This is a genomic window from Mycolicibacterium mageritense (assembly GCF_010727475.1).
Lineage (GTDB): Bacteria > Actinomycetota > Actinomycetes > Mycobacteriales > Mycobacteriaceae > Mycobacterium > Mycobacterium mageritense.
Window position 1 is genome coordinate 5355885 of record NZ_AP022567.1, and the last position, 26249, is coordinate 5382133.

General features: G+C 62.3%; 27 protein-coding genes, 2 tRNA genes and 1 pseudogene. 18 read left to right on the plus strand and 12 right to left on the minus strand.

All coding sequences use genetic code 11. From position 1 onward, the window contains the following. Positions 1 to 31: 31 nt before the first annotated feature. Both G6N67_RS25790 and G6N67_RS25795 read right to left on the minus strand, forming a co-directional pair. Positions 32 to 102, minus strand: a tRNA-OTHER gene (locus tag G6N67_RS25790). A gap of 405 nt (positions 103 to 507) precedes the next feature. Beyond that, positions 508 to 581 (minus strand) — tRNA-Leu (locus tag G6N67_RS25795). Between the two features lie 501 nt (positions 582 to 1082). On the opposite strand from G6N67_RS25795, the gene G6N67_RS25800 reads away from it, so the two are divergent. The 6 genes and pseudogenes from G6N67_RS25800 (at position 1083) to G6N67_RS25825 (ending at position 8285) form a co-directional block, all read left to right on the plus strand. Then, positions 1083 to 3278, plus strand: a complete 2196-nt coding sequence (locus tag G6N67_RS25800) for a site-specific DNA-methyltransferase (protein ID WP_051578961.1) — start codon at positions 1083 to 1085, stop codon at positions 3276 to 3278. 12 nt (positions 3279 to 3290) lie between these two features. After that, positions 3291 to 5900 (plus strand): DEAD/DEAH box helicase, encoded by a 2610-nt coding sequence (locus tag G6N67_RS25805; RefSeq protein WP_036436327.1) that lies wholly within the window; start codon positions 3291 to 3293, stop codon positions 5898 to 5900. Between the two features lie 108 nt (positions 5901 to 6008). Then, positions 6009 to 6317 carry a hypothetical protein gene (locus G6N67_RS25810; RefSeq protein WP_131524745.1) on the plus strand — a complete coding sequence of 103 codons (309 nt, stop codon included), beginning with the start codon at positions 6009 to 6011 and terminating at the stop codon, positions 6315 to 6317. Beyond that, positions 6314 to 6751, plus strand: coding sequence for a hypothetical protein (locus tag G6N67_RS25815; RefSeq protein ID WP_163642286.1), 438 nt, complete (start codon positions 6314 to 6316; stop codon positions 6749 to 6751). The genes G6N67_RS25810 and G6N67_RS25815 overlap by 4 nt, the downstream gene beginning before the upstream one ends. After that, positions 6684 to 7949 (plus strand): annotated as a pseudogene (locus G6N67_RS25820) (IS256 family transposase). Before G6N67_RS25815 ends, G6N67_RS25820 begins: the two are co-directional and overlap by 68 nt. A 96-nt stretch (positions 7950 to 8045) precedes the next feature. Continuing rightward, entirely contained in the window at positions 8046 to 8285 is a 240-nt protein-coding gene (locus G6N67_RS25825) for a hypothetical protein (protein WP_036436335.1), read from the plus strand. A 22-nt stretch (positions 8286 to 8307) separates the two neighbouring features. On the opposite strand, the gene G6N67_RS25830 is transcribed toward G6N67_RS25825, so the two are convergent. The 6 genes from G6N67_RS25830 to G6N67_RS25855 all read right to left on the minus strand — a co-directional run bounded on the left by G6N67_RS25830 (position 8308) and on the right by G6N67_RS25855 (position 11945). Beyond that, a complete protein-coding gene (locus G6N67_RS25830) occupies positions 8308 to 9003 on the minus strand; it encodes a neutral zinc metallopeptidase (RefSeq protein ID WP_036436338.1) in 696 nt (231 codons plus the stop codon). 65 nt (positions 9004 to 9068) lie between these two features. Then, the gene (locus G6N67_RS25835) at positions 9069 to 9479 is read right to left on the minus strand and encodes a hypothetical protein (protein WP_036436340.1); all 411 of its coding nucleotides are present in this window, start codon (positions 9477 to 9479) and stop codon (positions 9069 to 9071) included. Next, positions 9476 to 10693: a hypothetical protein gene (locus G6N67_RS25840; protein ID WP_036436343.1), complete on the minus strand. Its 1218-nt coding sequence runs from the start codon at positions 10691 to 10693 to the stop codon at positions 9476 to 9478. The genes G6N67_RS25835 and G6N67_RS25840 overlap by 4 nt, the downstream gene beginning before the upstream one ends. Further along, the gene (locus G6N67_RS25845) at positions 10690 to 11007 is read right to left on the minus strand and encodes a hypothetical protein (RefSeq protein WP_036436345.1); all 318 of its coding nucleotides are present in this window, start codon (positions 11005 to 11007) and stop codon (positions 10690 to 10692) included. The genes G6N67_RS25840 and G6N67_RS25845 overlap by 4 nt, the downstream gene beginning before the upstream one ends. Next, positions 11004 to 11303 carry a hypothetical protein gene (locus G6N67_RS25850; protein ID WP_036436348.1) on the minus strand — a complete coding sequence of 100 codons (300 nt, stop codon included), beginning with the start codon at positions 11301 to 11303 and terminating at the stop codon, positions 11004 to 11006. The genes G6N67_RS25845 and G6N67_RS25850 overlap by 4 nt, the downstream gene beginning before the upstream one ends. Before the next feature lie 84 nt (positions 11304 to 11387). Continuing rightward, positions 11388 to 11945 carry a hypothetical protein gene (locus G6N67_RS25855; RefSeq protein ID WP_131524747.1) on the minus strand — a complete coding sequence of 186 codons (558 nt, stop codon included), beginning with the start codon at positions 11943 to 11945 and terminating at the stop codon, positions 11388 to 11390. Positions 11946 to 13946: 2001 nt separating this feature from the next. Between G6N67_RS25855 and G6N67_RS25860 the strand changes: the two genes are divergently transcribed. The 12 genes from G6N67_RS25860 (at position 13947) to G6N67_RS25910 (ending at position 24217) form a co-directional block, all read left to right on the plus strand. Next, the gene (locus tag G6N67_RS25860; RefSeq protein WP_131524749.1) at positions 13947 to 15485 is read left to right on the plus strand and encodes a hypothetical protein; all 1539 of its coding nucleotides are present in this window, start codon (positions 13947 to 13949) and stop codon (positions 15483 to 15485) included. A 3-nt stretch (positions 15486 to 15488) separates the two neighbouring features. Beyond that, positions 15489 to 15737, plus strand: coding sequence for a hypothetical protein (locus G6N67_RS25865; protein ID WP_036436356.1), 249 nt, complete (start codon positions 15489 to 15491; stop codon positions 15735 to 15737). Next, entirely contained in the window at positions 15737 to 15970 is a 234-nt protein-coding gene (locus G6N67_RS25870) for a hypothetical protein (RefSeq protein ID WP_036436358.1), read from the plus strand. Before G6N67_RS25865 ends, G6N67_RS25870 begins: the two co-directional genes overlap by 1 nt. A gap of 418 nt (positions 15971 to 16388) precedes the next feature. After that, on the plus strand, positions 16389 to 17675 hold the full coding sequence (locus tag G6N67_RS25875; RefSeq protein ID WP_163642288.1) for a hypothetical protein: 1287 nt from the start codon (positions 16389 to 16391) through the stop codon (positions 17673 to 17675). Between the two features lie 151 nt (positions 17676 to 17826). Next, complete coding sequence (locus G6N67_RS39325) at positions 17827 to 18072, plus strand: hypothetical protein (protein ID WP_235684061.1); 246 nt, start codon at positions 17827 to 17829, stop codon at positions 18070 to 18072. A 53-nt stretch (positions 18073 to 18125) separates the two neighbouring features. Next, the gene (locus tag G6N67_RS25880; protein ID WP_235684062.1) at positions 18126 to 18767 is read left to right on the plus strand and encodes a hypothetical protein; all 642 of its coding nucleotides are present in this window, start codon (positions 18126 to 18128) and stop codon (positions 18765 to 18767) included. Between the two features lie 573 nt (positions 18768 to 19340). Beyond that, positions 19341 to 19751: a hypothetical protein gene (locus tag G6N67_RS25885; RefSeq protein WP_036436362.1), complete on the plus strand. Its 411-nt coding sequence runs from the start codon at positions 19341 to 19343 to the stop codon at positions 19749 to 19751. Beyond that, positions 19748 to 20068 carry an Asp23/Gls24 family envelope stress response protein gene (locus G6N67_RS25890; protein WP_131524753.1) on the plus strand — a complete coding sequence of 107 codons (321 nt, stop codon included), beginning with the start codon at positions 19748 to 19750 and terminating at the stop codon, positions 20066 to 20068. The genes G6N67_RS25885 and G6N67_RS25890 overlap by 4 nt, the downstream gene beginning before the upstream one ends. A gap of 561 nt (positions 20069 to 20629) precedes the next feature. Further along, complete coding sequence (locus tag G6N67_RS25895; RefSeq protein ID WP_036436365.1) at positions 20630 to 20977, plus strand: hypothetical protein; 348 nt, start codon at positions 20630 to 20632, stop codon at positions 20975 to 20977. Further along, complete coding sequence (locus G6N67_RS25900; RefSeq protein WP_036436366.1) at positions 20977 to 23064, plus strand: P-loop NTPase family protein; 2088 nt, start codon at positions 20977 to 20979, stop codon at positions 23062 to 23064. The genes G6N67_RS25895 and G6N67_RS25900 overlap by 1 nt, the downstream gene beginning before the upstream one ends. Then, positions 23061 to 23882, plus strand: coding sequence for a hypothetical protein (locus tag G6N67_RS25905; protein WP_051578962.1), 822 nt, complete (start codon positions 23061 to 23063; stop codon positions 23880 to 23882). Before G6N67_RS25900 ends, G6N67_RS25905 begins: the two co-directional genes overlap by 4 nt. Beyond that, complete coding sequence (locus G6N67_RS25910) at positions 23879 to 24217, plus strand: hypothetical protein (RefSeq protein ID WP_131524757.1); 339 nt, start codon at positions 23879 to 23881, stop codon at positions 24215 to 24217. The genes G6N67_RS25905 and G6N67_RS25910 overlap by 4 nt, the downstream gene beginning before the upstream one ends. A gap of 20 nt (positions 24218 to 24237) precedes the next feature. On the opposite strand, the gene G6N67_RS25915 is transcribed toward G6N67_RS25910, so the two are convergent. The 4 genes from G6N67_RS25915 to G6N67_RS25930 form a co-directional block, all read right to left on the minus strand. Beyond that, positions 24238 to 25014 carry a hypothetical protein gene (locus tag G6N67_RS25915; protein WP_131524759.1) on the minus strand — a complete coding sequence of 259 codons (777 nt, stop codon included), beginning with the start codon at positions 25012 to 25014 and terminating at the stop codon, positions 24238 to 24240. Between the two features lie 555 nt (positions 25015 to 25569). Continuing rightward, positions 25570 to 25731, minus strand: coding sequence for a hypothetical protein (locus tag G6N67_RS25920; RefSeq protein WP_163642290.1), 162 nt, complete (start codon positions 25729 to 25731; stop codon positions 25570 to 25572). Next, positions 25728 to 25916: a hypothetical protein gene (locus G6N67_RS25925; RefSeq protein ID WP_163642292.1), complete on the minus strand. Its 189-nt coding sequence runs from the start codon at positions 25914 to 25916 to the stop codon at positions 25728 to 25730. Before G6N67_RS25925 ends, G6N67_RS25920 begins: the two co-directional genes overlap by 4 nt. A gap of 113 nt (positions 25917 to 26029) precedes the next feature. Further along, positions 26030 to 26236: a helix-turn-helix transcriptional regulator gene (locus tag G6N67_RS25930; RefSeq protein ID WP_063835170.1), complete on the minus strand. Its 207-nt coding sequence runs from the start codon at positions 26234 to 26236 to the stop codon at positions 26030 to 26032. Positions 26237 to 26249 lie beyond the last annotated feature (13 nt).

The following is a 26249-nucleotide window of genomic DNA, read 5'->3' on the forward strand; positions in this document are numbered from 1 at the left end:
CGCTCATCCACAAGTCTTGACAATATCTCGTTGGATGCACGCCGGATTTGAACCGGCGACCCATCGTTTAGGAACGATTGCTCTGCCTGTTGAGCTAGTGCGGTGACTGAGGACGTGCTCTCCCACGAAGTTCCGTGACCTTTTGGGCCACAGAATGCTTCACACCCTCGCGCTTGGCTGCCAAGCCGCTGCGCTCTCGCGCTTCCACCGATCCGGTGACCGGTCTCTGCGTTCATGGGATCCGCCCTCGCCTGGCAAGCTCGGACTGTTGTCATCCCTTCCGCGCCGAGAAACAGCCCTCGTCATGGTGGGTGCCGCGCAGTACGTCACTGCGCCGAGGTCAGCATTTGCCATTCCTCACACCCGACTCGGGCCGCTCCCCGCTCCGCTTTCGCGAAACGGGCCAACGGCGTGGATTGCATGGGGTTCCGCACTTTTCGGTGCGGCGGCGAGATGTCACCTCGCCTTTCACCGGGATCGCTCCCGGCTATGAGCCATGCCTCGACGTACCCCTCCCCGGACTCGAACCGGGAACCTACGGCACCTAAAACCGTTGCCTCTACCAATTGGGCCAGAGGGGTATCTGCGTGCGCCGTCAGGGTTTCGAACCCCGGACCCGCTGTTAGTGGTCACCGCTGTCACCTGATATCAGCGACCGACAACGGCGGACTATAAAACCCTGTGAACTGGGGAAACTGTTAATGAACCGCCTCGCTCAACAGCGGGGTTGTCCACATATTCGGCTAATAAGTGGTCAACGGGGGAGGGGCTGACCACTTATGTCACGTCCCTTCGCAGGAACTGCGATTGACCGCTTCTGGGTGAGCACCTGTCCCAGATAGCGGTGAGGACTAACGCAGCGATTCCGCACAGAGGTCCGCGTCGTGGTCGGTCGTCGGCGGCTGGAACGGGTGACGGCGAGCTGGTCACGGCGGCGTGGCAGTGGGCGGATGCGCGGTTGTGTCGCTGGTTTGTTGCCCCTACCTCCAGATTGTGAGAGAAGGTCCGTGTCCCTGACCGCTATCGACGCCGACTCGATAGGGTCTAGGCAGTAACAGTGCAGGTTGAGGGGGTCATTTCGAATGTCAGACGAGCCATCAGCAGCGGTACCAGCTCCGAGGGCAACGAATCTGATCGACTCGCTCCTCAGTAGGGTCCGCGACAATGACCCGTCGCTAGCGGACGACCTCCGCCGCGCCATTAAGTCCGTCACCGCCGACCGCGAGTTCGGGTTGGTATTCAATCGTCACCTACCCGAGACTGTCGAACTGCCCGGACGCGCCGTGCGTGTTCTCGACAAGGTGCGCATCAAAGACGACGAGGGAGGGCGCACCTGGCGCGTGAACAAGGTGCGCCGCGCCAAGGGTGGTCGCGTTGCCGAGATTGTCAGTGCCGACACAGACGCGCTGAGGGACAACCAGCCGCTCGACAACCTCGTGGTGATCGCTGACTTCCGTGACCCCATCTACCCCGGACTCAAGTCCACAGGAGACCGCATCGAGCGCGGCGGGGAGAAGCCGTTCCACACTGTCATCAACGCCGAAAACGCACACGCGCTGGAAGCCCTGTCGTTTACGCACGCGGGCAAGGTCGATTGCATCTACATTGACCCGCCGTACAACACGCGAGCCAACGACTGGAAGTACAACAACGACTTCGTGGACCCGAAAGATACCTACTCGCACAGCAAGTGGCTGGCTTTCATGAAGCGGAGACTGGAGCTGGCGAAAAAACTGCTCGATCCCGATGACTCGGTTCTGATCGTCACGATTGACGAGAAGGAAGTGCATCGACTGGGGTTACTGCTGGAGCAGACTTTCCCGCAGGCGCGTATCCAAATGGTCTCATCGGTGATAAACCCCAAGGGCGTGTCACGGGGCGCTGAGTTCCGCCGCACCGATGAGTACATTTTCTATGCGATGTTGGGCGCTGCGGCTCCCACTCGGCTCCTCCTTGGTCCCGAGTGGTCGAGTTCAGCAGCGGGTACAGAGGATGTTTCGGCTGAGGACGTTGACACGGAACCGGAGCTTCAAACTCCCGAGTGGACCTCAATGATGCGCCGTGGATCAAACGCCGCGCGGGCTGACCGTCCGTCGATGTTCTATCCGATATACGCCGACCCGTCCATCCCGAAGATCGTTGATGTTGGTGACGCCCTCCCAGCGGGTGTTCATGAGGCTCCGACGCGCAAGGGGCTCGTTGCGATTTTGCCTCTGCGACGGAATGGCAAGGAAGGACGGTGGCAGATATCGGCGGGCGAACTGCGAACGCGGATAGAACAGGGACGTGTACGACTTGGGCGTCCAACTACTTACGGCTTTGTCGTGAACTACTTGCCAGACGGTGCGTACGAAGCCGTGATGTCTGATCAGTTTGAGGTCACAGGTCGGGCAGAGGATGGATCGCTCATCGCGGTTGGTCGGCGCGACGGGCGACGCATCGCACCTACTCAATGGAAGCTGCGCGCTCACAACGCCTCCGAGCATGGCTCCACTCTCTTGTCGAGTTTTCTGCCTGGGCGTAGTTTTCCCTTTCCGAAATCGTTGTACGCCGTGGAGGATTGCCTGCGGTTCTTCCTCAAGGACAAGCCCGATGCGGTGATCCTTGACTTCTTCGCAGGATCGGGAACGACTGCTCATGCCGTGATGCGGTTGAACCGTCAAGACAACGGTTGGCGACAGTCCATCTCCATCACGAACAACGAAGTCTCGGCTGACGAGCAGAAGAAGCTCCGTGAGGAGGGACGGTACCCAGGTGATGCCGCATGGGAGGCGTGGGGAATCTGTGAGTACATCACCAAACCTCGAATCAAAGCGGCGGTGACGGGGCGGACTCCCGAAGGCGAGACCATCAAGGGTAATTACAAGTTCACCGATGAGTTCCCGATGTCCGAGGGCTTCGAGGAGAACGTCGAGTTCTTTACCCTGACCTACGAAGACGCCGAAGCTGTGCGGCTGGACCTAGCTTTCACCGCCGTAGCGCCGATGTTGTGGCTGCGCGCGGGTGGGCAAGGCTCTCGAATTGACACGCGCACGGACACTTTCGCAGTTGCCGATCACTACGGCGTGCTCTTCGACCCTGACCATTGGCGCGGCTTCGTACGCTCTCTGGAGAAGGTCGAGGTCTTGCGCTGTGTGTATGTGGTGACCGACGACGATGCACTGTTTCAGCGCGTCACATCGAAGCTGCCCGACGAAGTGAACGGGCATCGGCTTGATGTGGTGCGTTTGTACGAGAACTACCTGAATAACTTCGAAATCAACACAACTCGCGTGTAGGAGTAACCGGAAGTGCATTTCTCGCTATTCGACTACCAGGACTCGGCTGCACGTGAGGTGCTGTCGAAACTGGTGACTGCACGCAAAATCTACCGTGACCCGAACTACAACAAGCGCACCGCATTTGCTCTCGCTGCCGTCACTGGCGCGGGCAAGACCGTCATCGCTTCGGCAGTGATCGAAGCCTTGTTCAAAGATTCGAACGAATACGACATCGAACACGACCCCACGGCGGTTGTTCTCTGGCTGACTGACGATGAGAGCCTCAACAATCAAACCAAAGGCAGGATGCTCACCGCGTCGGAGCTGAACTCGAACCAGCTTCTGTCCATCAACAACACGGACTTCCCAGAAGTCTTCGACCCGCTGACCGTGTACTTCCTGAATGTGCAGAAGCTGTATGACGGCTCAACGAGTTGGACTCAACGAACCGCGACGCGTCCTTGGACGCTGTGGGACACCATTAAGAACACCATCGAAGAACCCACGCGCACCCTCTATTTGGTCCTCGATGAGGCGCACAAGGGTATGACCAACGGTAAGCAGAACAAGTCCACCACGGCGCTGCGTCTGGTCAACGGGGAAGGTGACCGTCCGCCAGTGCCAATCGTGTGGGGCATCTCCGCGACGCCTGAGCGGTTCAAGAAGGCTATGGAGGGTGCCACTGGTCGGATGACCGAGGACGACGTGACAGTCTCAGTCGCTGATGTTCAGGACTCCGGGCTCCTCAAAGACACCATCGTCCTCAATGCGCCAAGTGAAGATGGACAGTTCGAGACAACGATGCTGCGGGCAGCCGTGGCATCTGTGAAGGACCAAACTGCGCGTTGGGATGCCTACTGCCAGGAACAGGGTATTGATCCCGTGCTTCCGCTGCTGGTGGTTCAGGTCGGAGACAAACCAAGCGACGCTGAACTCAAACTCATTGTCGGTACCATCCTCGAAGAGTGGGATGAACTGACCGAGAAGAACATTCGCCACGTGTTCGGGGACCACTCGGACATCGCAACGGCAGGCATCAACGTCCGTCACGTCGAACCCGAAACTGTTCAAGTGAAGTCCTATATCCGTGTGCTTCTTGCCAAGAACGCGGTGAACACAGGATGGGACTGCCCACGAGCCGAGGTGTTGTTCTCGATGCGGGGCGGACGGGACCGCACCTTCATTACACAGTTCCTCGGGCGCATGGTCCGTACACCGTTAGCACGACGGATACCCTCGGACGAATTGCTGAACTCGGTCACCTGCCTGCTTCCCAAGTTCGATTCGCAGACCACCGACGAGGTGGCAAAAGCACTGACCAACCGTGCGTACGACGAATCCAGCTCGGATGGAGAGAATGACGGCGGCAAACAGCGGGTTTTGCGCGATCCAGTGACGTTGCATCAAAACATCGTGCCCCCAGGCGGTGTTGACGACGGAGACCCACGCAAGGACAGCTACGTCCCACAGGCGGTGTTCGATCTGTTCCCGCTCTTGCCCAGTGAGACGAAGCCGCAACCTGCCGCCAAACCCTTAGCGAATCTGTTCGACGCCGCTGTCGCACTTGCGGGTGACGGACTGCTGACAGACGCGAACGCGAAAGCGCTGCAAATGCTATTCGACGTGCTCGACGGGATTTTCAACTCGTCGGAGCACAAGGACGCCATCGCAAAAGCTATAGCGGACATCCAGACCGCCGATGTCGCGGTGACTGAAGTGAACATGAAGGACGGCTCAACCAACTCGGACAAGATGACGCTCGCCGCTGATACCCGCGCCATCGACGCGGCGTTCAGCGCCGCGAGTCGAGCCATCACCAAGAACATCGCCACGAAGTACCAAAAGTTCCGCGCCGAACGTGACAAGGACGCGGACGGCAACATGGACCTCATCCAGGCGAAACTCGAAGTGGCTGCGCTTACAACACTTCCAGTGGTGAAAACGGCGCTCGATGAGAAGGCAACCGCTGTAGTCAAGGAATGGATGGCGACCTACGACGCGGGGATTCGTGCACTCAGCGATGAGCAGAAGGCTCAGTACAGCAGGATCAGGGGACGTGCTGGTGTGCCGCTACCTCAACCAGCAGTATTGCCGACCACCAAGCTGGAGCCGACCAAGGACAAGGAAGGAAAGAACCTACTGCCCACTTCGCGGCGGCACCTGTTGTCCGATGCGAACGGCGACTATCCGCTGGACTTCAGGAGCGGTTGGGAGCACCAAGTCGTGAAGACCGAGCTAGCGCGGAAGGGTACTGCGAAGGTCGTTGGCTGGTACCGCAATCCTTCGGCGGCAACGGAGAATGCAATTCGCGTGCCGTATCAGAGGAAGGACGGAAGCTGGACCACTGCGCAGCCCGATTTCATCTTCTTTCAGCAGAAGGCAGACGGCACCGTGATCGCATCGGTGGTCGATCCGCACGGCAGTCACTTCGATGACGGTATCGAGCGGCTGAAGGGTTTCGCCGCCTTCGTGGAGCGGTACCCGTCCGAGTACGCGGGCTTCGAATCGCTGGCGAAGAACAAGTCGGGAGACTTGGTGAAGCTCAACTTGCTCGACTCCGAAGTGCGCAAGGCGATTCGTGCCGATGGCGCGAGCGACAAGGAGCTTTTTAACGGACCCCACGCGGTGAAGTACGCCTGACGAACCTGTTACGTGTGGCCGTGACTCGAATCAGGTCACATCGCTGGATTCGTGCACGTCCCCATTACCTGCTGCCTGATGTCGGTGGCTGGAGCGATGCTGGACACCATGAGCAACGACGTGACCGAAGACATCCCCGTCTACCTGGACGCCGCGAGTACCGGGGTCTGGTGGGTAACAACCATCAGCGGCGCGGTGCATGTGTGGGACTTCGACGCCATGACCATCGCGCGCGCCCGCCCCGACGATGACACCGTGATGCGATGGGACGGTGATGCGGTGTCCATCGTCAGCGTGATCGACTACCCGAGAATCGGGCACGGTTTCGGTGTCGTCCTGGACACCCCTGGTGTCGATGGGTGCGTGACCATCAGGACATCGTCCGATGTGGTGAGGATCGAAAGAGCCGCGTCGTGACCTACGACCTCACGCCCTTCATCACCGACGCTGACCGAATGTGGCTACAGGCAAGGGTGACCTGGATACCGCGCGACGGCGGGGACACCGTGACCGTGAGCGGCGACTACCTGGAGGGGGCGGATGGCGCGGCGGAGCTGGGCTGCGGGATTGAGGAGATGTGCGATGACCTGGGGATCATCCACCACCTCAACGACACCGAGCACTACCTGATGCTGTGCGACCTGGTGAATAGGCAACTGTCCCGCCGCCCTTGGAGGAATGATCAAGACTTGTGGATCTGGGAGGGCGTGCCTTCCCGCAAATATGATCCCGGTAGTCACTTGATCAAGTCAGCGTTGCAGCGCTGGCGGAAAGGCACGCTTCGTGCTCACGGTAGTCAACAACAACGAAGGTTCCAACCCGGCCGGCCAAGACCGCTCGATCCTCGATGAGATCGTGCGTGACGGGGCCCGGCAGATGCTCGCCGCGGCACTGCGCGCTGAGGTCGCCGCCTATATCGACCAGTTCGTCGATCAGGTCGATGAGAATGGGCACCGGCTGGTGGTGCGCAACGGGTATCACCACGAACGTGAGGTGATGACCGCCGCCGGTGCGGTCGCGGTGAAAGCACCCCGGGTCAACGACAAGCGTGTCGACCGGAAACCGGTGAGCGGCAGAAGTTTTCGTCGAAGATCCTGCCTGCGTGGGCACGCAAGAGCCCGGAGATCTCTGCGGTGCTTCCGTTGCTGTACCTGCATGGGCTGTCCTCCGGTGATTTCGGGCCCGCCCTGGAGCAGTTCCTGGGTCGGGCGCGGGGCTGTCAGCAGCCACGATCACCCGGCTGACCAGTCAATGGCAGAGAGGCCGCCGCCTTCGCCGACCGGGCTATCACCGCCGATTATGTGTACCTGTGGGTCGACGGCATCCACCTCAAAGTGCGTTTGGAGCAGGAGAAACTATGCCTGCTGGTGATGATCGGGGTCCGCGCCGACGGCAAGAAGGAACTCATCGCCCTGGCTGATGGGTATCGGGAATCGACCGAGTCGTGGGCCGATCTGCTGCGCTCGTGCAAACGCCGCGGCATGACGGCGCCGGCCCTGGCGGTCGGGGACGGGCGCTCGGTTCTGGCCGCGCTGCGGGAGGTGTTCCCACAAGCGCGTGAGCAACGCTGCTGGTTCCATAAACAAGCCAATGTGCTTGCTGCACTGCCGAAATCAGCACACCAACGCGATCAAAGCGATGCAGGAAATCTACAACGCCGAAGACGACACGCACGCACGCCAAGCGATCGTGGCCTTCGAGAAGGCTTACGGCGCCAAGTACCCCAAGGTTGTGGCCAAGATCATCGATGACGCCGACGTGTTGCTCGAGTTCTACCGGTACCCGGCCGAACACTGGATACACCTGCGCACCACTAACCCGATCGAATCCACCTTCGCGACCGTGCGACTGCGGACCAAGGTCACCAAAGGCCCCGGATCCCGCGCTGCGGGTCTGGCGATGGCCTACAAGCTGATCGAGGCCGCACAGGCGAAATGGCGAGCGGTCAACGCACCCCACCTGGTGAAACTGGTCCGCGACGGCGCCACCTTCGAGAAGGGAAAACTCGCCGAAACCGACTCCACCTCACCCACCGAGGAGGCCGCCTGAAACTCGCTCATCCACAAGTCTTGACAATATCTCCCGCCCTTGGGCGGAGCTGCACTGTCCCGAGGGCGTGGCACGCCTGGAGCTGATCCCGCCGCCGTGACTGACCCGCTGGACGCGCTGCTTGACACCATCGACGCCCTGGAGCTGGACGACGACGACACCGATGACTTCCCGTGGACGGACGCCGCGCGGTGGTGTCCGACCGAGCTGGACTGGGCTGACCCGTATGACGACCCGTTGCCCGCGTTCGAGGACGACGGCGCGGTGATTGTGACCGACCCCGATAGACCGTGGGTGGTGCGGTATGAGCCGCCGTGGTGGGCTGCTGAGTTATGAAATATGTTGTGGGGGTAAGCGTTTACGGTGAGTACGACAAACACGCGGCGGGATCAGTCATCGCCCGCCCCGCTTCGATGCCTGCAATGCGGGCTGCGCGTTGGTCGGCATCCTCGGTACCTTCGGGCTTGGCAGCATTCACCGCCGCGTCCCAGTCCCCGGTGTAGTCGGTCGCGTTGGTACGCATGTATGCCCCGGACAAGCAATCGGCGCGGTTTTCGGCGGTAACACCGCGTGAGGGTTGCCCCACGGCGTCCTCGACGGCGTGCCCGTACTCGTGAGCCATCACCAGAGCCACCGCCAGGTCGCCGCCTTCGGTGCGGATGCGCTCCAACTCGGAAACATCCCAGATGATCGTGTCCGATTTCGTGGTTGCGGGACAGTAGCCCGCCACCTTCACGGCGTCACCGTCGCACGTCGGGCGCTCGCCAAGGCGGCTATCGAACGGCACCACCTCTGCGCTGATCGTGCGCCCCAGCGCGGTCTCCCAGAAAGGGTCGATGTCGTTGAGCGCCCTCCATACCAATTCCTGCACGGTCTCGGCAGCGGCGGCGGTTGTCGGCGCGGCGGTCAAAGTCGGCATAGGAGCTTTTGGCGTGGTCATCACGGCGGGTGAGCTGATTGCGGTGCCAGCGGTCGTCGTTGTCCCGCACGCGGACAGCGCGATAGCCGTCACCACCGCTGCGGTGACGGTCGCCCAGCGCTTCCGTGTGCCCATACCTGATACAACGCTCGGTACAAACAGTTCGGTACCAGTGGCTAGGGGACGTGACACTTTGCGGCTCATATCTTGAAAGACCCTTCGCTAGAACCCGAATCGGCGGGCGGCGGTGTGGAACGTCCTGTTGTGCCCAGGTCGGTGTCGATGCCGTCGAAGCGGCGTCCGGCTTCGGCTTCCAGCTCCTCGGTGTCCTCGGCGCGTGTGACGGTGACCTGCGCCTGGTTGTCCAGTTCGGATTTGATAGCGCCCAGCGATGCGGCGATCTTCACCATGCCCTCGTTGAGGGACGCGGCGGTCGGGTCATAGGCTCCCAGTGCCTCCCACTTCGTGCCCCACTCGGCGGTCTCCGTGAGCACGTCTGCCGCTGCGGTGTCGATGGCGGTGATGGTCGCGGAGATGCTGCTCGAAAGCGCGGTCAGTCGCTGCCTCTCGTTCGCCAATGCCTCAGGGTCTACGGTGATTTCGTCGCTCATCGCTTCGGCTCCTCGTCGTCGCGGTCGTCAGGCACACGGATGCCCAGCAGTTCGTCCAGTTCGCGGTTCAGCTCCTCCTCGGAACGAAGAATCACGGGACGCTTCATGTGGGCGACATTTTCGCCGCTGCCCATCGAGCCGTTGGGCGGGCGTACACCACCAGCCCCGCCCATCACGCCACCACCTGCGGGCGGGGTGTTGGTAGTCGGGGGTGTCCCCTGAGGGGGCGTAACACCCTGCGCGCCAGACGTGTTGGTCGGCGGTGAGGACGTGAGCCCTGCGCCAAGGATTCCCGCAGCGGCGGTACCAGCAACACCTGTTCCAGCGTCCAGAGCCGCGTCACGCTCGTCCCGCCGATCCTGCGCTTCGCGCTTCTTCTCGGGTGACTGAGGTGCCCCTCCACGGGATGCCTGCGGCTGCGAAAGCTGCCCAGGCGCACCGCCACCGGGTCCGTACGCGGCGTTGGGTTGCCCGCCTGTCTGCATCGGCTGCCCGCCAGGGGTCGCCTGAGTCGGTTGAGTGAGCTGCCCTGTGCCCGCTCCCGCTGTGGGAGGAATCGTGGTGTCCGCGCTCGTCTCGGTACCCACGTTGGTGTCGCTGATCGGGTCAGTCATGGTGACGGGAGCTTCGGGCGTGCCTGTGGACATGGTTACCGGTGCGCTCTCACCGCCTTCGCTCATCGTGACGGGGGTGTCCTCAGCGCCCTCCACGTCGGGGTCTTCAGTACGGTCGCCGTCCAGGTCGCCCAGACCGCCGCCCGTTCCGTCACCGAAGTCGCCGTTCGGGTTTTCGGTACTAGGTATGGGGCACCCTGCGGGGGCTGCGGGCTGATCACCCCACTCGGTACCTGCTGTGTCGGAGTTGTGCAGGTCTTGCGCGGCTTCCTTCTTGCCCATCGCGTCCTTGAGTTCCTTCACCACCTCGGGGTCGTTGCCTGACGCGTGGCAAGCCTCTCGCAGGTCGGTGATGTCGGAGGGGCTCGGCGCTGCCTCCAAGCCCTTGTCGTAGGACGCCTGCGTGTCTGCGGTTACCGATGCGGTATGTAGCCAATCTGCCAGGTTTCCCAGATGCTGAGCCATCGCCGTCCTCGCGGCGTTCGCCGCGTCAACGGTGGTGCCCTTTCCGGGGAAAGGGGTGGACACAGAGGCGGTGTAGTCGTTGACCTGCTCTGCCAGCTCGCCAAGGCGTTGGCTGATTCCGTGGTACGGGCTCATCGTGCCTTCACCTCATCCCACGCGGCGCTGTACTCCGCTGCCATGTCAGTCTTCGGTTCCTCGGGCACCGACACGTCCAGGCGGGTCATCGGCGCGGGCGGAATCGGCGCACACCGTGCCAACATCTCGGCGCACAGCGGCTCACCGGGGGCGGGCGCTGCCTGCACCACGGTGCGGGGCGCGCTCGATGCGGGGGACGTGACACTCTGCCCATCCTGCCGTGGTTCAGCACCTACTCCGTGCACCAAAATCCCCGCACCGGACAAAGCGGTGAGCACCGTGAGGGTTGCCGCTGCGGCTGTGGTCTTGTTCATCGGATACCTGCCTTCAGGGTCGTACCTGCGCCCAGCGTCGCGGGCTGTGTCTGTGGGGTCATCAGTTCCGGGTGACGCTCGCGTGCCGTCTCGATCAGGCGTTGCGCGGCGCTCGCGGTCAAGCCCATCGCCGCGCCGATGGCGCGGTACGGGACGCCCAAACCGCGAAGGCGGGCGATGGTCAAGAACCGTGCTCGGCTCGCGTCGTGGGCTGCCTCCCGCGCGCGGTGCACCTCGGCGGTTTGTCGCCGAAGGGTCAGCAAGAGGCTCGCTGCCTCGGAAACAGTTGCTGTCATATGCCCATCGTACAGGGTCTCTATGCAAAATACCCTGTAGATGAGGGTGTTGACTTGTATAGGGGTACTGTACGACGTTTGCTGTTAGGTGGACGTAACACCCTGCGCGGCGCGCATCTCTTCCATGAACTCGCGGAAGTTCGCTTCCACCCTCGCCTGCTCGGCGGGGGCGGTCACCTGAGCCCTGCGCTTCGGGGCTGCGTCCCGTTGTTCTTGCTCTGCCCGCTCGCGCTCCTCCGCCGCTTCACGTGCCAGGTGGGCGGTGTAGGCGTCGTCCACGGTGATGGGATCGGCGGTCGGTTCGGGGACGGTAATCCCCGTGAAGGGGTTCGGGACGGATGACACCGCTTCCATCGCTGCCGCTACCTGCTCGGCATGGGCTGCGGTCTCCTGCTCGCGGATCGCGGTGAGGTAGTCAGTGAGGCGCTGTACCGCTTCGGTGTGCTCGGTTTCCGGTGACGTTTCGGGCGCTGCGTCCACAATGTCCACGGGATCGGTGACGGCGGTCGCGGCGGCGTGCTCGGCGCGTTTCTTGCGCATGTACTCCGCCTGCCGTTTCGCTGCTGCCGCCCGCCGCTTCTCCTGCTTTTCAGGGTCGGCACAGCGGCACCGTTTCCCACCTTCGGCGATGCTCTTGCACATGCCCAATTCTACCACGAAAAGACGTCATTTCCCCTGGTCAGAAAGGTGCAACGGTGATTTTCGTGCGTAACACCTCTGACCTGCGGGTATTTTCTGCGATAAACCCTCTACCTGCGGTTATGGGGGTGGCGCGCCGCGTATTGCGAAGGTGTCGGCGGTAACGACACCTTCTGACCTGCATGTATTTTTCGTGAACTGCGGTTTTGGCGCTGCGCACACGGGGACGGTGAAGGGCGCTGCGTTGGGCGTGGGTGGGGTGGTCGATGGGGACTTTTCCTGGGGTCGCGGGAGAAGGTGGTCTACCTGCCCTCGGGCATCGGGCAGTTGCAGCCTTTTCGGGGCAGTTGTAATCAAAAACGCCACAACTGCCGCTGTGCGGCGGTCATGCGCACACCGGGAACTTCCGTGGTGCGTGGACGGCGCACATCAGGCATCGGGCGGCGGTCAACCGATCCGTTGCGGGGATGCGCAAGGTGGCGCTGAGGGGCGCTGTGCGCCCCTCTGAGCCACTGGGCGGGTCGCGGCGGGCAATCGGACACCTGATGCGGGAATCGCGGCTGTGTGCCCTGTGAGAGCCCTGAAACGGCGGTCGCCTGCCCATCGGGGCGGTGGTGGGCAGGAGGGCGCGGCTGTGGGGCACGTGGTGACCATGTGACCACTAGCGGGCATATGGTCCCGTTTCCGCTGGTCAGCGGTATATCGGGACTGCGCGGCGTACACACACGGTCACCTGGTCACCCGCCACACGGGACTCTGAATCGGCTGGTCGGGTGGGTTTTCGGGCGCGGCGTGAGGGTGGTGGGAGGGGAAAGAGGGGCGCTTGGCTGTGGGTGACGCATGGCGGGTGGTTATGGCGGCTGTAGGCGGTTTTGTAGGCGGTTCTGGGGTCGTTTAGGCGATAAAGACCCCGTTTAGCCATGCCGCACAGCAGGATATCCGCAGGTCAGGGCATATTTCGCCGCTCGCATTTATGGCGGTATGGCGGTATGGCTGTCTTGAGCCCCGATATGGCGACTCCAGCCATGAATCGCCTACGCCGCTAGGGGTTTGCTCTCGTTATGAATACCTGGGGACGTGACACTTATATATTTATATACTCTGAGCTGCGGATATGCGTTTCGGTGAGCCGCGTTGTGAGCGGCGGCGCGTTAGCGGGAGGGTTTTCGCGGCGCTCAAGACAGCCATACCGCCATACCGCCATAATCATTAATCGCCTACATGCCCTCTGACCTGCGGGTATGCGTCGCGGGACACCACTTTTTCAAGGCTACTACCCCCCATAACCGCCTAGTCATCGACAAAACCGCCAAAAACCGCCTAGCGTCCTCGACCCGAAATCGCCATACGCAGCCATACGCCGCCCAAACCCTCGCGGCGGCGGTTTGGGCGGTATCCAGCCTTGCTTCCGCGCCCCCGACGCCCGCACTCGGTGTGACCTTGGTCACACATGCTTTCGATTGCCTGTATACGTCAACATAACAGCAAACTTCTTGGAGTCCGTTGCGCCCTGCCCTCACGCTGCGGTGATGGCGAAGGGTGTTACGTCGATATCTACACATATACACAGGTAGGGGACACCACTTTCTCATTTGCACTTGTTTCGAGGGGTGTCGAATTTGTAGGCGATTCTGAAATCTGGAGATAGCGTTGACGTACTGAGCAAACAATTGACGGGATGAAAGGAAAGCCGTGAGCGTAGGCATCGACACACAACTAGACGCCCTGTTCGACGTTGACGCGCCGCGCATGACGGCGACGGAAACGGCGCAGCGCTTCGGTGTCACACGCGGCGCAGTCCTCCATGCGATTCGCACAGGAAGGCTTCCAGCCCAGCGCGTGGGCAACGGGCAGCGGGTGACCGTGTGGCTAGTTCGCCCGCGCGACGCGCTCCTGATATGGGGTCACCGTCTCCACGCCGCGACCGACCGCTAAGCCCTAGAAACGACGAAACCCCCGCCCGCCGCCAAGCAAGTAGGGGGTTCCACCGGAAGGAATCTTCAAATGTCTAAGTCAAATGTAACACGGACTAACTCCGCTGACCCGTACGACCGTCCGAACCCATTCGGAGAGCCAACTGACGGCGACCTCCTGGACGACATTGAAACCACCACCAATTTCTGGAACGCAAAGCCGCAACTTCAGCGCATTCATCAGGTTGCGCGCAGCGAAGGACGTATGTCTCCGTGGGGGCTTTTGGTAGCCGTGATGGCGCACCGCCTGAGCCAGATACCGCCGAATGTGGTTCTGGTTCGCCGCAACGGTAAAGAGGGGAAGACCTTGGCAGGCGGCACCTCACTGAACACCTACGTGGCAGAGGTATCGCCACCATCAGGTGGCAAGACGGCGACCATGAGCGCCGCGAAGGAACTGGTGCCCCCGCTGGGCGGCACCATCGCAGACGGCACCGGGCAGGGCATCGTCAAAGCCTTCGCCGAGACGGTGAAGGTGTCCAAGGACGAAGAGGGTAAGCCTCTCGACACCCCCTACCTTGTGACCCGTTTCTTCCGTCATTCCGTGACCATCCACGCCGACGAGGTGGCGACCCTGAACGCCGAGTTCGCCCGTGAAGGGTCGAAGACGGGCGGCATGCTCCGATCACTGTGGATCGGCTCAGACGTAGGTATGACCAACGCCGACCGCGACCGCAACGTGTCTATCCCCGCGAACATGGCACGACTGGCGGCTATATGGGGTGTGCAGCCGTACGCCGCTCAGCAGATCATGGCGCAAGCCAAGGACGGAACTCCTCAGCGCTTTCTCTGGGTACCTGCGACGGAATGCCGACCGTCAAGCGAATGCCCTTCTGTGGCTCCACCGCCCGCTGGTACGGAGTTTCCGTTCCCGCTGTTCGGTAACACTCCCGCGCAGCAGGCGATGGGTTCCGTGCTTCCCCACGAAATTCGGATGGACGCCGACCTGACCGACCTCCCGGACCCGATCTGGGTTCACTGGTCACCTCAAATGACGGCGGACATTTTGGCGTTTCAGGCTGAGCAGGACGCGATGACCAACCGATTCCCGTACGCCGCGAAAACCCCCGAGCAGCAGGCAGAGGCTGATCGCCTGGTGATGGAAGGGCACCTCTTGCTGACCCGCATCAAGATAGCCGTGTGCCTGGGGTTCCTGTGGGGGCACCGCGAGCCCGACGACTTGGATTGGTGGCTTTCAGGCATCTTGCTGGAAGTGTGCGTCGCCGAGGCAGCAGGTGTGTGGTCGGTGTGCCAAGAGCAGGCTAAAGCCGACGCCGAGGCACGGGGGCATGCCCGAGGTATCGAGCAGAACGCGGCAAACGAAGTACGGGATGCCCTGGAAGAGAAGAAGTTCGCCAAGTGGCGTGACCGCGTGTACCAGGTGCTGGCTGAACGCGGCGAGTTGACACAGAGCGGCGTCGAGCAACACCTGTCCACGGCGCAGCGCAAGGTTGCGCGCGAGCTTCTTCGCGCTCTGGCGGCAGAAGGGCGAGCCGGATACGACGGCGCGCTGTGGTTCGCCATTTACCAAGGACGCAGATTAACCAAACTCCGAGTAGTGGAAGGCTGACAAATGACCATTCGAGACCCTGAGCAGGTAGTGCCTGCCATCGTCCGCAGGCTGGAACGCAACGGCGCTATGACGCGTAGCCAGCTCCAGCAGTCGTTGAGCGCGGCTAGCCGAGCGTGGCTGACAGAAGCGCTCTCCGCGGCCACCGACACGGGGCGCGTCGTCCGTCGTGACGACGGCACGTACACCCTGCCGATAGCGGTAGTTCCGAGCCACCGCCGTCCCCGCGCGGTGTGGACGGGCGGTGAGTAATGCCTACCATCCACACCCCCGAGCTTTACGGCGCATACGCCGTGTACACCGACGATGAGCACAGTGAATACGTAGAGCGCCCCATCATCGGATGGGACGAACGCGGGCGTCCGCTCGTGATGTGCGGCAACGCGCTGCATACAGCGGACAACGCCCCGTTCGTGAAGGTTTCGGTGTACATGGTGGTTCGCCGCCCCGACCTTGTGAAAGAGGTTGTGGCAGCGGTGACGTAGAGCATCAACGCGGACATCGGGTCGATGTTCTGGCAAGCCGACAGCATCAACGACCTTGTGCGTAGCGCCATCCGTCAGCACCTCCGCGAGACCCGCGAAGGACGTTACGAGACATGACCACCATCGCCGCTGCTCGAAGAACAGAAAGGACAACACCTGATGGCTCTCTTCTTAAAGCCCGACCCCGCTGACATCCGAGCTGCGCGCCGTGACATTCATCGTGAAGCGCTAATCCGTGGCGTTGCGTCCATCGCGCAGTCCGCCCAGCCTGCCGCCGTGACGGCACTGTCCGAACTGCTGGACGAGGGTGTGGTCACCCGACGCGGCGACCGTGGCGTGGCGATAGCTGACGACACCGACGTGTACCGCGCAGCCCGAGCCATCATGCTGGAACTGGAGAGCGGCGGGGGCACCCTCTGTGGAGGGACTACACGACCGCATCGAGCACACCGCGCCCACCACCCACACAGCGTTGAACTACCTTCGCGCCCACAAACTGGTGGCACTACGTGATGGTGTGCTCACCGACCGCACCGGGGACAAGATGCGTGGACGTAAGTCCGCGCTACCGACCGAGTCGCTGGAACTGGCAGCCATCGCCGCCGCCGACGCGGCGGTACGGAAGAACATCGCCGCGTTGGGCGACTCCACTACGCGGTGGTTCAAGCACCCCGACGATGACCGCTGGACACCGGAAGCCTTACGCGACATCCGCCGTGAGACGAACGCGGTCTACCGCGTGCTGCCTCCTGGGCGACGGATGACGGTGGACAAGTTTCGTTATGAGGTTCGCAAGGTCACCGCAGACCATGTGGACGAGGTGATGGCTCGTCTGGAAGCCGCCAAGTTCATCACCGTCACGGATAGCACGGTGACCACCCACGCGGCGCTCCCTGTGCCTGAGGTGCCGAAGACTGAGAAGCCAGAAACGGTGACGCCTGCACCTGCACCCATCGCCGTGGCGGCAGGCGGTGACGTTGGTGACCTGGCGTCGTTCAGTGATCCCGAGGTTATCGAGACGCCGAAGCCCGAGATACCGCAGACCCCGAAGACCAACACCGCCCCCGCAGGGGACACCACTTCTCCCGCCCCCGCCCCGAAGCCCGAGGGCACCCGCACGGTGGCGAAGACCGAGGGGAAGGCTGTCGAGAAGACCGAGGCTGCCGAGACTCCTGCAACTGTCCCCGTTTCGGGGGACATCGAGCGTCGCCTGTCAGCGCTGGAGAAAACGGCAGAGACCACCGTGGACGGTGTGAGAGCCATCTACACCAAGACGGAACGCATCGAGCACCTGGTATCGGACACCACCGTTGACCGAAGCCGTATCTCGGACGCACCGGAAGCCGTCCGCGAGGTGCTGGTCACCATCGCAGCGAAGCTGCACCGCGCGGCGAAAGAGGTGAAGGAGGGCAAGCGCGCCGACCCCACCTTGACCAACAACGAGGTGAAGAAGAGCTTGTCCAACCGCCCCTTGCGCGGTGAGACCGTGGCACCGCGCGACCGCTTCGAGGAAGCACGGCAGTTGGGACTGCGTACGGGCGTCATCCGAACCACCCACCGCAGCCGACTGGTGTTCGTGTCCTTCGAGCCGCTCATGGAATCCGACGATTTCGGGCGACGTGTAGCAAACATGGGCGTTCGTGTCGCTGCCCGCACCAAGGGGCTGGTGGACGCAGCCACGAACCGCGTCGGAGTGGGCAAGTAGATGAACGTCAAGCGGACATACCTGCCGAATCACCAACGGCGCGCAGACATCGGAGACCACCGACCTGTCACGTCCCCAGCCGACGTTGGCGGGAACGAGTTCTGGAGAGAAGGTTAGGAGTTAGCTGATGTTGCTTGGAGAGGAAGCACATATGACACCGGAGACGAAAGACCACGGCACCGCTGTGAGGGTCTGGCACGCCATCCTGATCCTGTCCGTCATCGCATCGGTAGCCGTGAATACTGCCCACGGTGTTCTTGGCGCGGACGACGACCTCACGGCGCGGATCGTCGCTGGCGCGCTGGGCGCGATCCCGCCGCTTGTGTTCTTCGCCCTTGTCGAGGCGCTGCTGAAGACTTTCCGCACAGGGTCTACGGCTGGCTGTACTGGACGCTGATCATCGGCACGGTCTCCGCCGCCAGCGCCGCGTTCACCCTGTCATTCATCGCGGTGTTGGACTTCGCGCGGGACTACGCGGTGATGTCGTCCATGTGGATTGCGTGGCTGTTCCCGATCATGTTCGACGTGGTGATGGCACTGTCAACGCTGGCGATTTTCGCCCTTGGCGACAAGCCGATGAAGCGGGTGAAGAAGGCGAAGGCGTCCAAGGTTGAGGAATCCATCGCCACAATCGGCTTGCTGCCCAAGGCGCGGATTCGCCTGTTCGGGGGCGCGGCGACAGTGCCGACACTGCCGCCGACACCCCATCGACAGGTCATCGACAGCCCACCATCGACGGTTCAGCGACAGCCCATCGACAGCCTGGCGACACCTACCCCCGTCAACGACACCCCGTCATCGACACTGCCGCCGACGCCTAAACCTGTCGCCGAAGCTGTCAACGACGCTGCCGATGACAGCGACATTGACATCGACAGTTTGTCGTTCGCCGCTGCTGTTGCCGACCGCGCGAAGGTGAAGCAGACACCGGGAGTCGTTCATCGAGTCATCGAAGTTCTTCGAGAGACGGACGGGAATCTATCCGAGGCGTCGCGGGCGGTGAGCCTGAGCCGCGATCCCGCTCGCCGAATCCGTGACGCCCTGGCGGAGCTGGAAGCAGAGGAGCGCCACGCTCTCACTGTTGTGGGCTGACTCCACCGCCCACCAATCCCAATCAGCCCCACACTTACCTCTCCCGTGGGGCTGATTGCTGTCTGGCTTTCCTACACCCGCCGCGTTACGAGCCGCCTTCTGGCGGGGACAGCGGGAACTGTCCCCATCACATGAGCGAAAGCGGTGTGTTGTTCTTCAAAAACTAGTTCTGAACACGCGAAATACCCACCATTTTGAAAGCCGAGCGGGTCGGGGACATTTGTTATGTCCCCGATTACGGGGGACATTACGGGGACAGCGGATATGCCCACCACCGCCATTCCACAATCCCCATTCCCGCCCATCCAAGCCGCCCCGATTAGCCTCTCGAAAGGGTTTGCCTGTTGCTCCGATATATACACCCACCCCGCCCTGATGACATGTATCGCTGGAGCTGTGAGCTGGGGGAATGTGGGTCGTCTGGAAGTTTTACGGTGACACGCCGATTTCAGGGGAGAATTTGCTAATTCATGCTACCCTCATAACTAGCACCGAGACGGCACTAGGTCCAACTCGGAACTGCTAATGCCGCATTAGCAGCCACCACAAGACCTATATAGAGAGAAGAAAGAAATGTCACCCACACCTACACCCACGCCCATTCCACTGCCCGACCACCTGGAGGGCTCATATGGCACGTCCCCTAGCGGACTCGATGACGTTCTGACCGACATCGCCGCGAACGCTGACCCCAACGCGCCCTACGGCGAAAAGCTCGACGCAGCGCTGGCGTCCGTGGAACGGACGATTTTCGGAGTGGACTATGTGCCTGACACCGGGGTGGTTATCACGGTGTCGCCCGTCGTCCTTCTGGTGACCGCTGTCGTCGGTGTCCTCATCGCCGTCCTCATCGTGGCTCGCCGCGCCCGTCGTTCCGATGAGCCACGAGGACAGTTCATCGCAGAACGTGAGCGCGAACGGCTCGTGGCGCGGGAGCGGGACGCGGCGGCGAAGGTCAAGGCAGCAGAGGACGTGAACCGATGACCTACCCTCACGACCCATACGGGCAGCCGCCCATGACCCATGACCCCATCTACGCCGCGCGTCGGCGCATGCAGGGCTGGTGGGCGACTTTCGCCGTGTTGTTCGTCCTGGGGCTGGTGATCAGCGCCGCGTACAGCGCGACGCTTGTCCCGCACACCAATCCGTACATCCACACGATGCAGCCGACGACGATGAGCTACGTACTCCTAGCCATCGGTGTGGTCAACGGGATCGTGGGCACCGTCGCCTTCATCATCGCCATCCGCGCGACCCGCGAATGCAGCCAAATCAAGCAGTCAATGTACGGAGGTTTCTGACATGAGAATCTCAACGATAATTGCGCTGGGCAGCCTCGCCGCCGCCATCCTCCTGGGAGGGCTGAGCGCCGCGCTCGGCGGTACGGCGACCAAATGCACACCCGTCCAACGCCCCCGACCTGATGGCGGATTTGTGACCCTCCAGGACTGCGCTGTCGGCGCGGTGACCCCTGGAAAATTGTTTGCTGGGATAGCGGGATTGTGTTTCCTCGTCGCCGTCCTGGCGGGCTTCGTGGCGGTGGTATCCGCCCTGACACGTCCCATGGATAGGGCGCTCTCACCGACCGTCAGTGCAGCCGCTGACGGTGGTGCGAGGGCAGCGGCAGCCGCCCGTCAAGCTCATGCAGCCCGAGCTGAGCGGCGTCAGCAGCAGGGGTACGGCGGGTACTCAGCAAACTCTGGTGGTGGCTATGGAACTGGATACATCGACGCCGAGGTGGTGGATTTCCCCGAGACCGAGGACTGGCTGAACACCGATCCTGTGCAGCCCGAGCCTTCCCCATCTACCGATGACCGCCCCCGCAGTGGCTGGGGACGCGGCGTCCAGTTCGGAGACTGACCATGCGGGGCGCAGCGCGGTGGTTCGGCATCCTCCTAATGGGCATCGGTGCGATGTTCCTCCTTGGCGGTTTGATGGGCGGCGACGCCATGACGCTCATTTCCGGGGTCTTCTTCGGGGGTTTCGGCGCATTCCTCTACTTCTGGGGACGCGGCGCGCGCGGAGGCGGCAGAGGAGGCGGTGACCCCGTATGGGCAGCGCAACGTGAGCGAGACGAGGCGCTCTACAGCGTTCAGCGCAGCGGGGCGCAGGCAATCGAAAGCCTTCGGCAGCAGGAGACCGCCAAGGCGCGCGCCGCTGTTGCGCGCGGGCAACAGCGAACCGAGTCATTGGAAGGAGCGTGGCTCTGATGGGTCTCTTCAGCAACAACGGCTACGTGCCGTCCGCGCGCGACAACTACATGCGCGGGTTGAAGGAGCAGGACTATCAGCGCCGCCGCGCCGATTCACAGTTTGATCAGGCGCGAAAAATCGTTGACGGCATCCCCGCGCTCATCGAGAAAGAGCAGGAGAAGGTCAAGCGCGACGCGCAGAGTGTCGTCAGTGGTATCCGCAAGTCCGCTGAGGTGGAAGAGAAAAGGCTTCTCACCACCCCGGTGACGCAGTACAGCGGTGGCGCGCACGGTAACCCGAACCCCATCATCGTGTGGCACTGGCGAGTGCCGATGCCGTCCAGCATCAACATCAGCGTGGAGGGTGTGAAGCGCACGGATGCTGGACCCGTTTTGGCGCTGCAACCTGGTGGTGGAATCGCGCCAGACGACATCATCCCGAGCGCCCTCCGCAGCAAGCTCGGTGCACGTGACGGTTTCGCCGCATGGGCGACTGAGGTGAACGAAGTGCTGGCGGAGATGGAGGATAGGTACCCGATCCTGGCGGACATCCGCGACGACAAGGTGTTCGCCAAGATGCTCAGCGCGACCGGAGTCAACAGGGACGAGAAGGGCAAGGACGTTGACCTGGAGGAGCGCGGTGCTTACGGCACCGTGTACAGCCGCCCCCGCACCGTGGTGCACGTCCCCGTGCTAGTGGGTATCGACATCACGCCCGAGGGACTGGAGTTGACTTTCGCTCACGACGACCACCGTCGTGCAGGGGACATCGGCGGGGCGGTTCTTGACCGTCTCAGGTCAGCGTTCAACGCGGGCGGTGTCCACAACGCCCGCAACTTGGTTGCCGTCGATGGCGACAACGGTGAACTGATCCTTCAGTTCCGCGACGCCCCGAGCCATTTCCCCGCAGGCATAGCGTTCCTGCCCGCCGAACCGCCCAAGTCGTTGGACGAGGCGAAGAAAAGGTACCCATCGGCAACCTGGTGTGTTGGTGTCGATGCGCGAGGGAACGAAATCATGCCGACCGTCAAGAGCACACGACACTGCATCGCGGCGGGTCAGCCTGGTGTCGGTAAATCGGTCTGGGTTCGCGGCGTCATTGACTGGTTCCGTGTCGGTCTGGGCGCGGAAATCTATTGCGGTGACGGGAAGGGTTCGGACTACGCCTCCCTCGCTGGACAGCCAAATGTGCGGATGGTCAGCACGTCGGCGGCGCAGCATCTGCGCATGGTGCGCGAAGTATGCGACGAGTTGGAACGGCGGCGATCAGAAGCTGCGATCAACAAGAAAACAGACCCGAACCCGTACGACCGATACAGCCCGATCCTATTGGTGCTGGACGAGTTCGGGCTCATGAAGTCCGAAATCAACGATCTGGACAAGAAGGACGCGTTGATCACCTTCATGGACGACCTAGCGAAGATCATCAAGGTGGGGCGTGAGGCGCGCATCGTCCTTCTCCTGGCGGCGCAAGACGTGTACGCGGACACGATCCCGGTAGCCCTTCAAAACCAATTCGGTCTGGCAGTGCTGCTTGGTGTCCCCGGTGAGCGGACGATCCAAGGTGACTTCGTGCCCGAACGGCTGCGAGACACCGCGCGGCGCATCGGCGCACGTCTTGTACGCCCTGGTGCCGCCATGTACATCGAACGTGAAACCGAGGGGGTCATCGAGGTGCAGACTCCTTACAACTATTCGCCTGGCTCGACACCGTTGACCGCCGCGCTGACCGATGAGCAGCGGGCGGTGTGGGCTGATGCGAAGTCCCGCGCCGAGGCACTGCCGTGGTTCTACCCGCGCCTGGGTATCAACGCCACGCCGGGGTGGGAGAAGAGCGGTACGCCCGCAATCGTGGACACCGAGTTGGTGGTGATGACCGACCGCAACGGGAACCTGCTTCCGGGCGCTGAGAAGTTCGACCCGATGGACGAAACCTTCGTGGGAGCGGGCGGTACCTCGACGGTGAAGCCTCGACCACGTATGTGGGATCACGACAACGACCCGTCAACCCCTGAGGTACCTGTGACCGCTGACCCCGCAGCGCCTAACAGCGACAAGGTGTCAAGCATCCAAGGTGAGCAGATCAGGGGCGGGGGTGACCTGTGACGCGCTCGGTGGTGGCTGTGGACACGACCGTCTTCTACACCTCGATTGCACGCCTGGTGGACGGTGACCCCACACCTCGATGTGGCTACCTTCACGCGGCGGACGTGACCTCACACCATGCCCCCGCACAGGAAATGCGGCGTCACGTTGACCTCGCCGCGCAGGTGGTTTCGGCGATCACGAAGTCCCGTTTCGGTGTACCCGACCTTGTGGTGATGGTTCGCCCGTACTTGGGCACCATGACCGCTGACCCTTCAGCGCAGCGGCGGGTTTCGGTGTGGTGGGAGATTGTGCGGCAACTCGACGTTGCAGGTGTGCCCGTTGGTGAGGTGAGCTTGTTGAGTGTGCAGAAATCAGCTCTCGGAAGCGCCGCGTTCGGTAAGAAGGGCACCGACGCCTTGGCGCAGTGGGTGGCTGACAACTGGACGAGGTGGACACCGCCCCTGTACGACGGGAAGCCCGACCCTCGATACCGCGCGACGACCCTCGCGGTTGCCGCAGCGGGGGCACTGGCAGCAGGTTTCCCCGCCGCGCAGTTGCCCGCATCGGATGACGTGGTGAACGCCCTGCGCGGCGGGATGAACCTTCCCGCTGGTTTCCGGTTACCTGATACCGCGCCGCGCGCCACTGGAACCAAGAAACGGCTGACCCGTGATGAGTACATTTCGGAGCGCCTGGTGGAGATTGCGTCACTACCGATCACGGAACTCGAAACGTGGAAACCCCGAAGTCCCGCGTTGAAAGAGGCACTCAAAGAGCGGTTTGCGAAGGAAGAAGACCGCCGCTTGGAGGCGTCCATCATGGGAGGCGAATTGTGATCACAACACCCGCATCGGTGACCCTCATCGCCGCTGGTCTCGGCAACCGATCCGATGGCACCTCAAACGGCTCATTGACCGCCCTCGTTGACAGGATCGTCATGGGCTCGCTCACGGTATCGGTGGGAATTTTCATCGTTCTCTTGATGCTCGCAGCCTGGGTGAAACAGAAGGGCACGGGCAGGTTTGAAGCGGGCGGCGGGCGAAACGGCGGGAATCCGATACGGGCGATTGTGCCGCCCGCCGCTGGTTTCCTCGTCCTGACGATCCTCTTGGCTGGCGTGTGGGCTCTCGTGAGGGTGGCAAGTGGTCTGAGCGGCGGGATGTTCTCGTAATCGGCTGTGGCACAACAGGTTTAAAGGTTACGCCGTAGCCAAAATCCACGGCGGAGATACACGTTGATTCGCGCGGTGTCCCTTCCCGAGCGTGAGGACACCGTTGCGGCGGCGTACGGCAACGCGATGTCGGTGAGCTTCGCCGCGACAGGCTTTCCGCTCGACCCCGCGATGATGTACCGCACCGGACCCGCACCGTTGGCGGGTGACGCGGCGAAAACCTCCGCCAGCACCGTGTCCGTTTCGGTGTTCACGGCGTCGATCACAGCGGAGTCCCGTGAACCCAGCTTCTCCAGAACCACTTCCGCAACGTCGCCACGTGCATACTCTTCATCCAGCGCAACGGCGCTGGCGAGCGGCAGCCGCACACCACGTGCGAAAACCCGTGCGTGCCGCCCTTCGATACCCACTTCCTCGTCGGTAGCCAGTTCGCCCAGGAAATCAGGCGGCGTGAGTAAGTCACGGTGAATGCGCAGCGGGCGCGCCATTCTCCACGAACCCGTGTCGGCGGTAGGTGTGTACTCATCGGATTCACGGTCGATGGTCAGCCAGCCCGACTCGTCCTCCGCCGTGACAGAGAGCCATGACTTGTTCATTCCGGTGTAGAGCTTTCGCAGCCACGATCCCGCGCCCACGGTGAAACTGACACCAGCCCGGTCCCGTGCGGTAGCGGTTAGCGCCGCAACGATGTCACCGTGCGACGCCGCGCTGATGTGAGGGTGTACTCTCCGCGCCGCCGCCGCGACGGCGATCCCGAAACGGGCTTGTGGTGGTGTGGACGCGGAAGGTGTGTTCATGGTCGGACTGTACGGCGCAGCGCTGTACAGTCACGTGATTTCAGCGAACGTCGGGTGTCCCCACTACACCGCCGCCTTGCAGGCTCCCGAACAGTAGGTACCCAGCGGAAACACCACTGCCCACCCCGAATGTCAGGGTGGGCGGTGGGGACGTCACCGCTATGGCTGATAGACGAAGTAGTACCCCGCGCCGCGAGAATCATTCTTACGGTACGTGCATTGCGCGGGCGCTGCCGAGCCCATCATCTGGGAGGCACGCTGCCCGCATGTCCAATCGCTGCTGAAGGGTCCGACCCATCCCGCTGGGTCTGCCGCCGCTGTGGTTGCCGCGCCCAGTGATGCCCCCGCCGCGAGTGCCATCGCCCCAGCTACCAGCGCGATTTTGTGTTTCATGGTGTCTCCCCGTCGTTGTGGTGTTGTTCTGACGTTAACAGCAAACACAGAGGTTCGGACACTAATTTGTGCAGGGGACACCACTTCCCGCGCTTTGGTCACCTACACGAAAACCGCCCCCGGACATCTCCGGGGGCGGTTCTTGGTCTCCTTGGTGAGGGTCTACGCAGCGCCGCCTCCTGTGAAGTCCTTCGGGTAGAAGAACAACGGCATGTCGGACTCCACCACCTCCGCCAGGCTCACTACCTCACACTCGACACCCGCCGCGTCCAGCTTCGCCAGCAGCGCCTCGGTTTCGGGGCAGGGATTCTCGTGCCCGCTCACGCTGCCACCACCTCGGTGTACGGCTCTTCGCTGATCCCGAAACGCTCACACAAGGAAAGGATTTCGGTTTCCAGAGCCACGATTTCCACCTCCGCGATTTCCACCGCAGCTTGGAACGACATGCCAGTGAACAGGTCGTCAGCGGTGTCTCGCCAGCGCTCGATTTCGGTGATTCTCGTCCGCATCGAACGGATGTCCGCAGCGGCGGTGAGAGGTGAGGTAGTGCATGGTAGTATCTCCGTATCTGAATTGTGTTGTACTGAAGCGCCTCGGCGGCAACCGGGGCGTTTCGTCTTTCCTAGCGGGTCTTGTCCCGCCAAGCCTTCGCAGCGTCACGCGCCTTGATGTAGCGCTCCACGTCGCGGCGTGAGTAGACGACAGTTCGGTGCCCGATGCGGGTGTACTTCGGTGAGGTTCCTCGGTATCGGTACGTCGCTAGGGTGCTCGGTGAAACACCAAGCATCTCAGCAGCTTCCGCCGATGTCAGGGTGTCCTTGGTGCTCATGATGGTCTCCAGG

Excerpts from the sequence above, each read along its gene's own strand:
- G6N67_RS25800 (WP_051578961.1), top strand. The coding sequence starts at position 1,083 with ATGTCAGACGAGCCATCAGCAGCGGTACCAGCTCCGAGGGCAACGAAT.
- G6N67_RS25810 (WP_131524745.1), top strand. The coding sequence starts at position 6,009 with ATGAGCAACGACGTGACCGAAGACATCCCCGTCTACCTGGACGCCGCG.
- G6N67_RS25830 (WP_036436338.1), bottom strand. The coding sequence starts at position 9,003 with ATGGGCACACGGAAGCGCTGGGCGACCGTCACCGCAGCGGTGGTGACG.
- G6N67_RS25835 (WP_036436340.1), bottom strand. The coding sequence starts at position 9,479 with ATGAGCGACGAAATCACCGTAGACCCTGAGGCATTGGCGAACGAGAGG.
- G6N67_RS25840 (WP_036436343.1), bottom strand. The coding sequence starts at position 10,693 with ATGAGCCCGTACCACGGAATCAGCCAACGCCTTGGCGAGCTGGCAGAG.
- G6N67_RS25845 (WP_036436345.1), bottom strand. The coding sequence starts at position 11,007 with ATGAACAAGACCACAGCCGCAGCGGCAACCCTCACGGTGCTCACCGCT.
- G6N67_RS25850 (WP_036436348.1), bottom strand. The coding sequence starts at position 11,303 with ATGACAGCAACTGTTTCCGAGGCAGCGAGCCTCTTGCTGACCCTTCGG.
- G6N67_RS25855 (WP_131524747.1), bottom strand. The coding sequence starts at position 11,945 with ATGTGCAAGAGCATCGCCGAAGGTGGGAAACGGTGCCGCTGTGCCGAC.
- G6N67_RS25860 (WP_131524749.1), top strand. The coding sequence starts at position 13,947 with ATGTCTAAGTCAAATGTAACACGGACTAACTCCGCTGACCCGTACGAC.
- G6N67_RS25865 (WP_036436356.1), top strand. The coding sequence starts at position 15,489 with ATGACCATTCGAGACCCTGAGCAGGTAGTGCCTGCCATCGTCCGCAGG.
- G6N67_RS25870 (WP_036436358.1), top strand. The coding sequence starts at position 15,737 with ATGCCTACCATCCACACCCCCGAGCTTTACGGCGCATACGCCGTGTAC.
- G6N67_RS39325 (WP_235684061.1), top strand. The coding sequence starts at position 17,827 with ATGACACCGGAGACGAAAGACCACGGCACCGCTGTGAGGGTCTGGCAC.
- G6N67_RS25885 (WP_036436362.1), top strand. The coding sequence starts at position 19,341 with ATGTCACCCACACCTACACCCACGCCCATTCCACTGCCCGACCACCTG.
- G6N67_RS25890 (WP_131524753.1), top strand. The coding sequence starts at position 19,748 with ATGACCTACCCTCACGACCCATACGGGCAGCCGCCCATGACCCATGAC.
- G6N67_RS25895 (WP_036436365.1), top strand. The coding sequence starts at position 20,630 with ATGCGGGGCGCAGCGCGGTGGTTCGGCATCCTCCTAATGGGCATCGGT.
- G6N67_RS25900 (WP_036436366.1), top strand. The coding sequence starts at position 20,977 with ATGGGTCTCTTCAGCAACAACGGCTACGTGCCGTCCGCGCGCGACAAC.
- G6N67_RS25915 (WP_131524759.1), bottom strand. The coding sequence starts at position 25,014 with ATGAACACACCTTCCGCGTCCACACCACCACAAGCCCGTTTCGGGATC.
- G6N67_RS25925 (WP_163642292.1), bottom strand. The coding sequence starts at position 25,916 with ATGCGGACGAGAATCACCGAAATCGAGCGCTGGCGAGACACCGCTGAC.
- G6N67_RS25930 (WP_063835170.1), bottom strand. The coding sequence starts at position 26,236 with ATGAGCACCAAGGACACCCTGACATCGGCGGAAGCTGCTGAGATGCTT.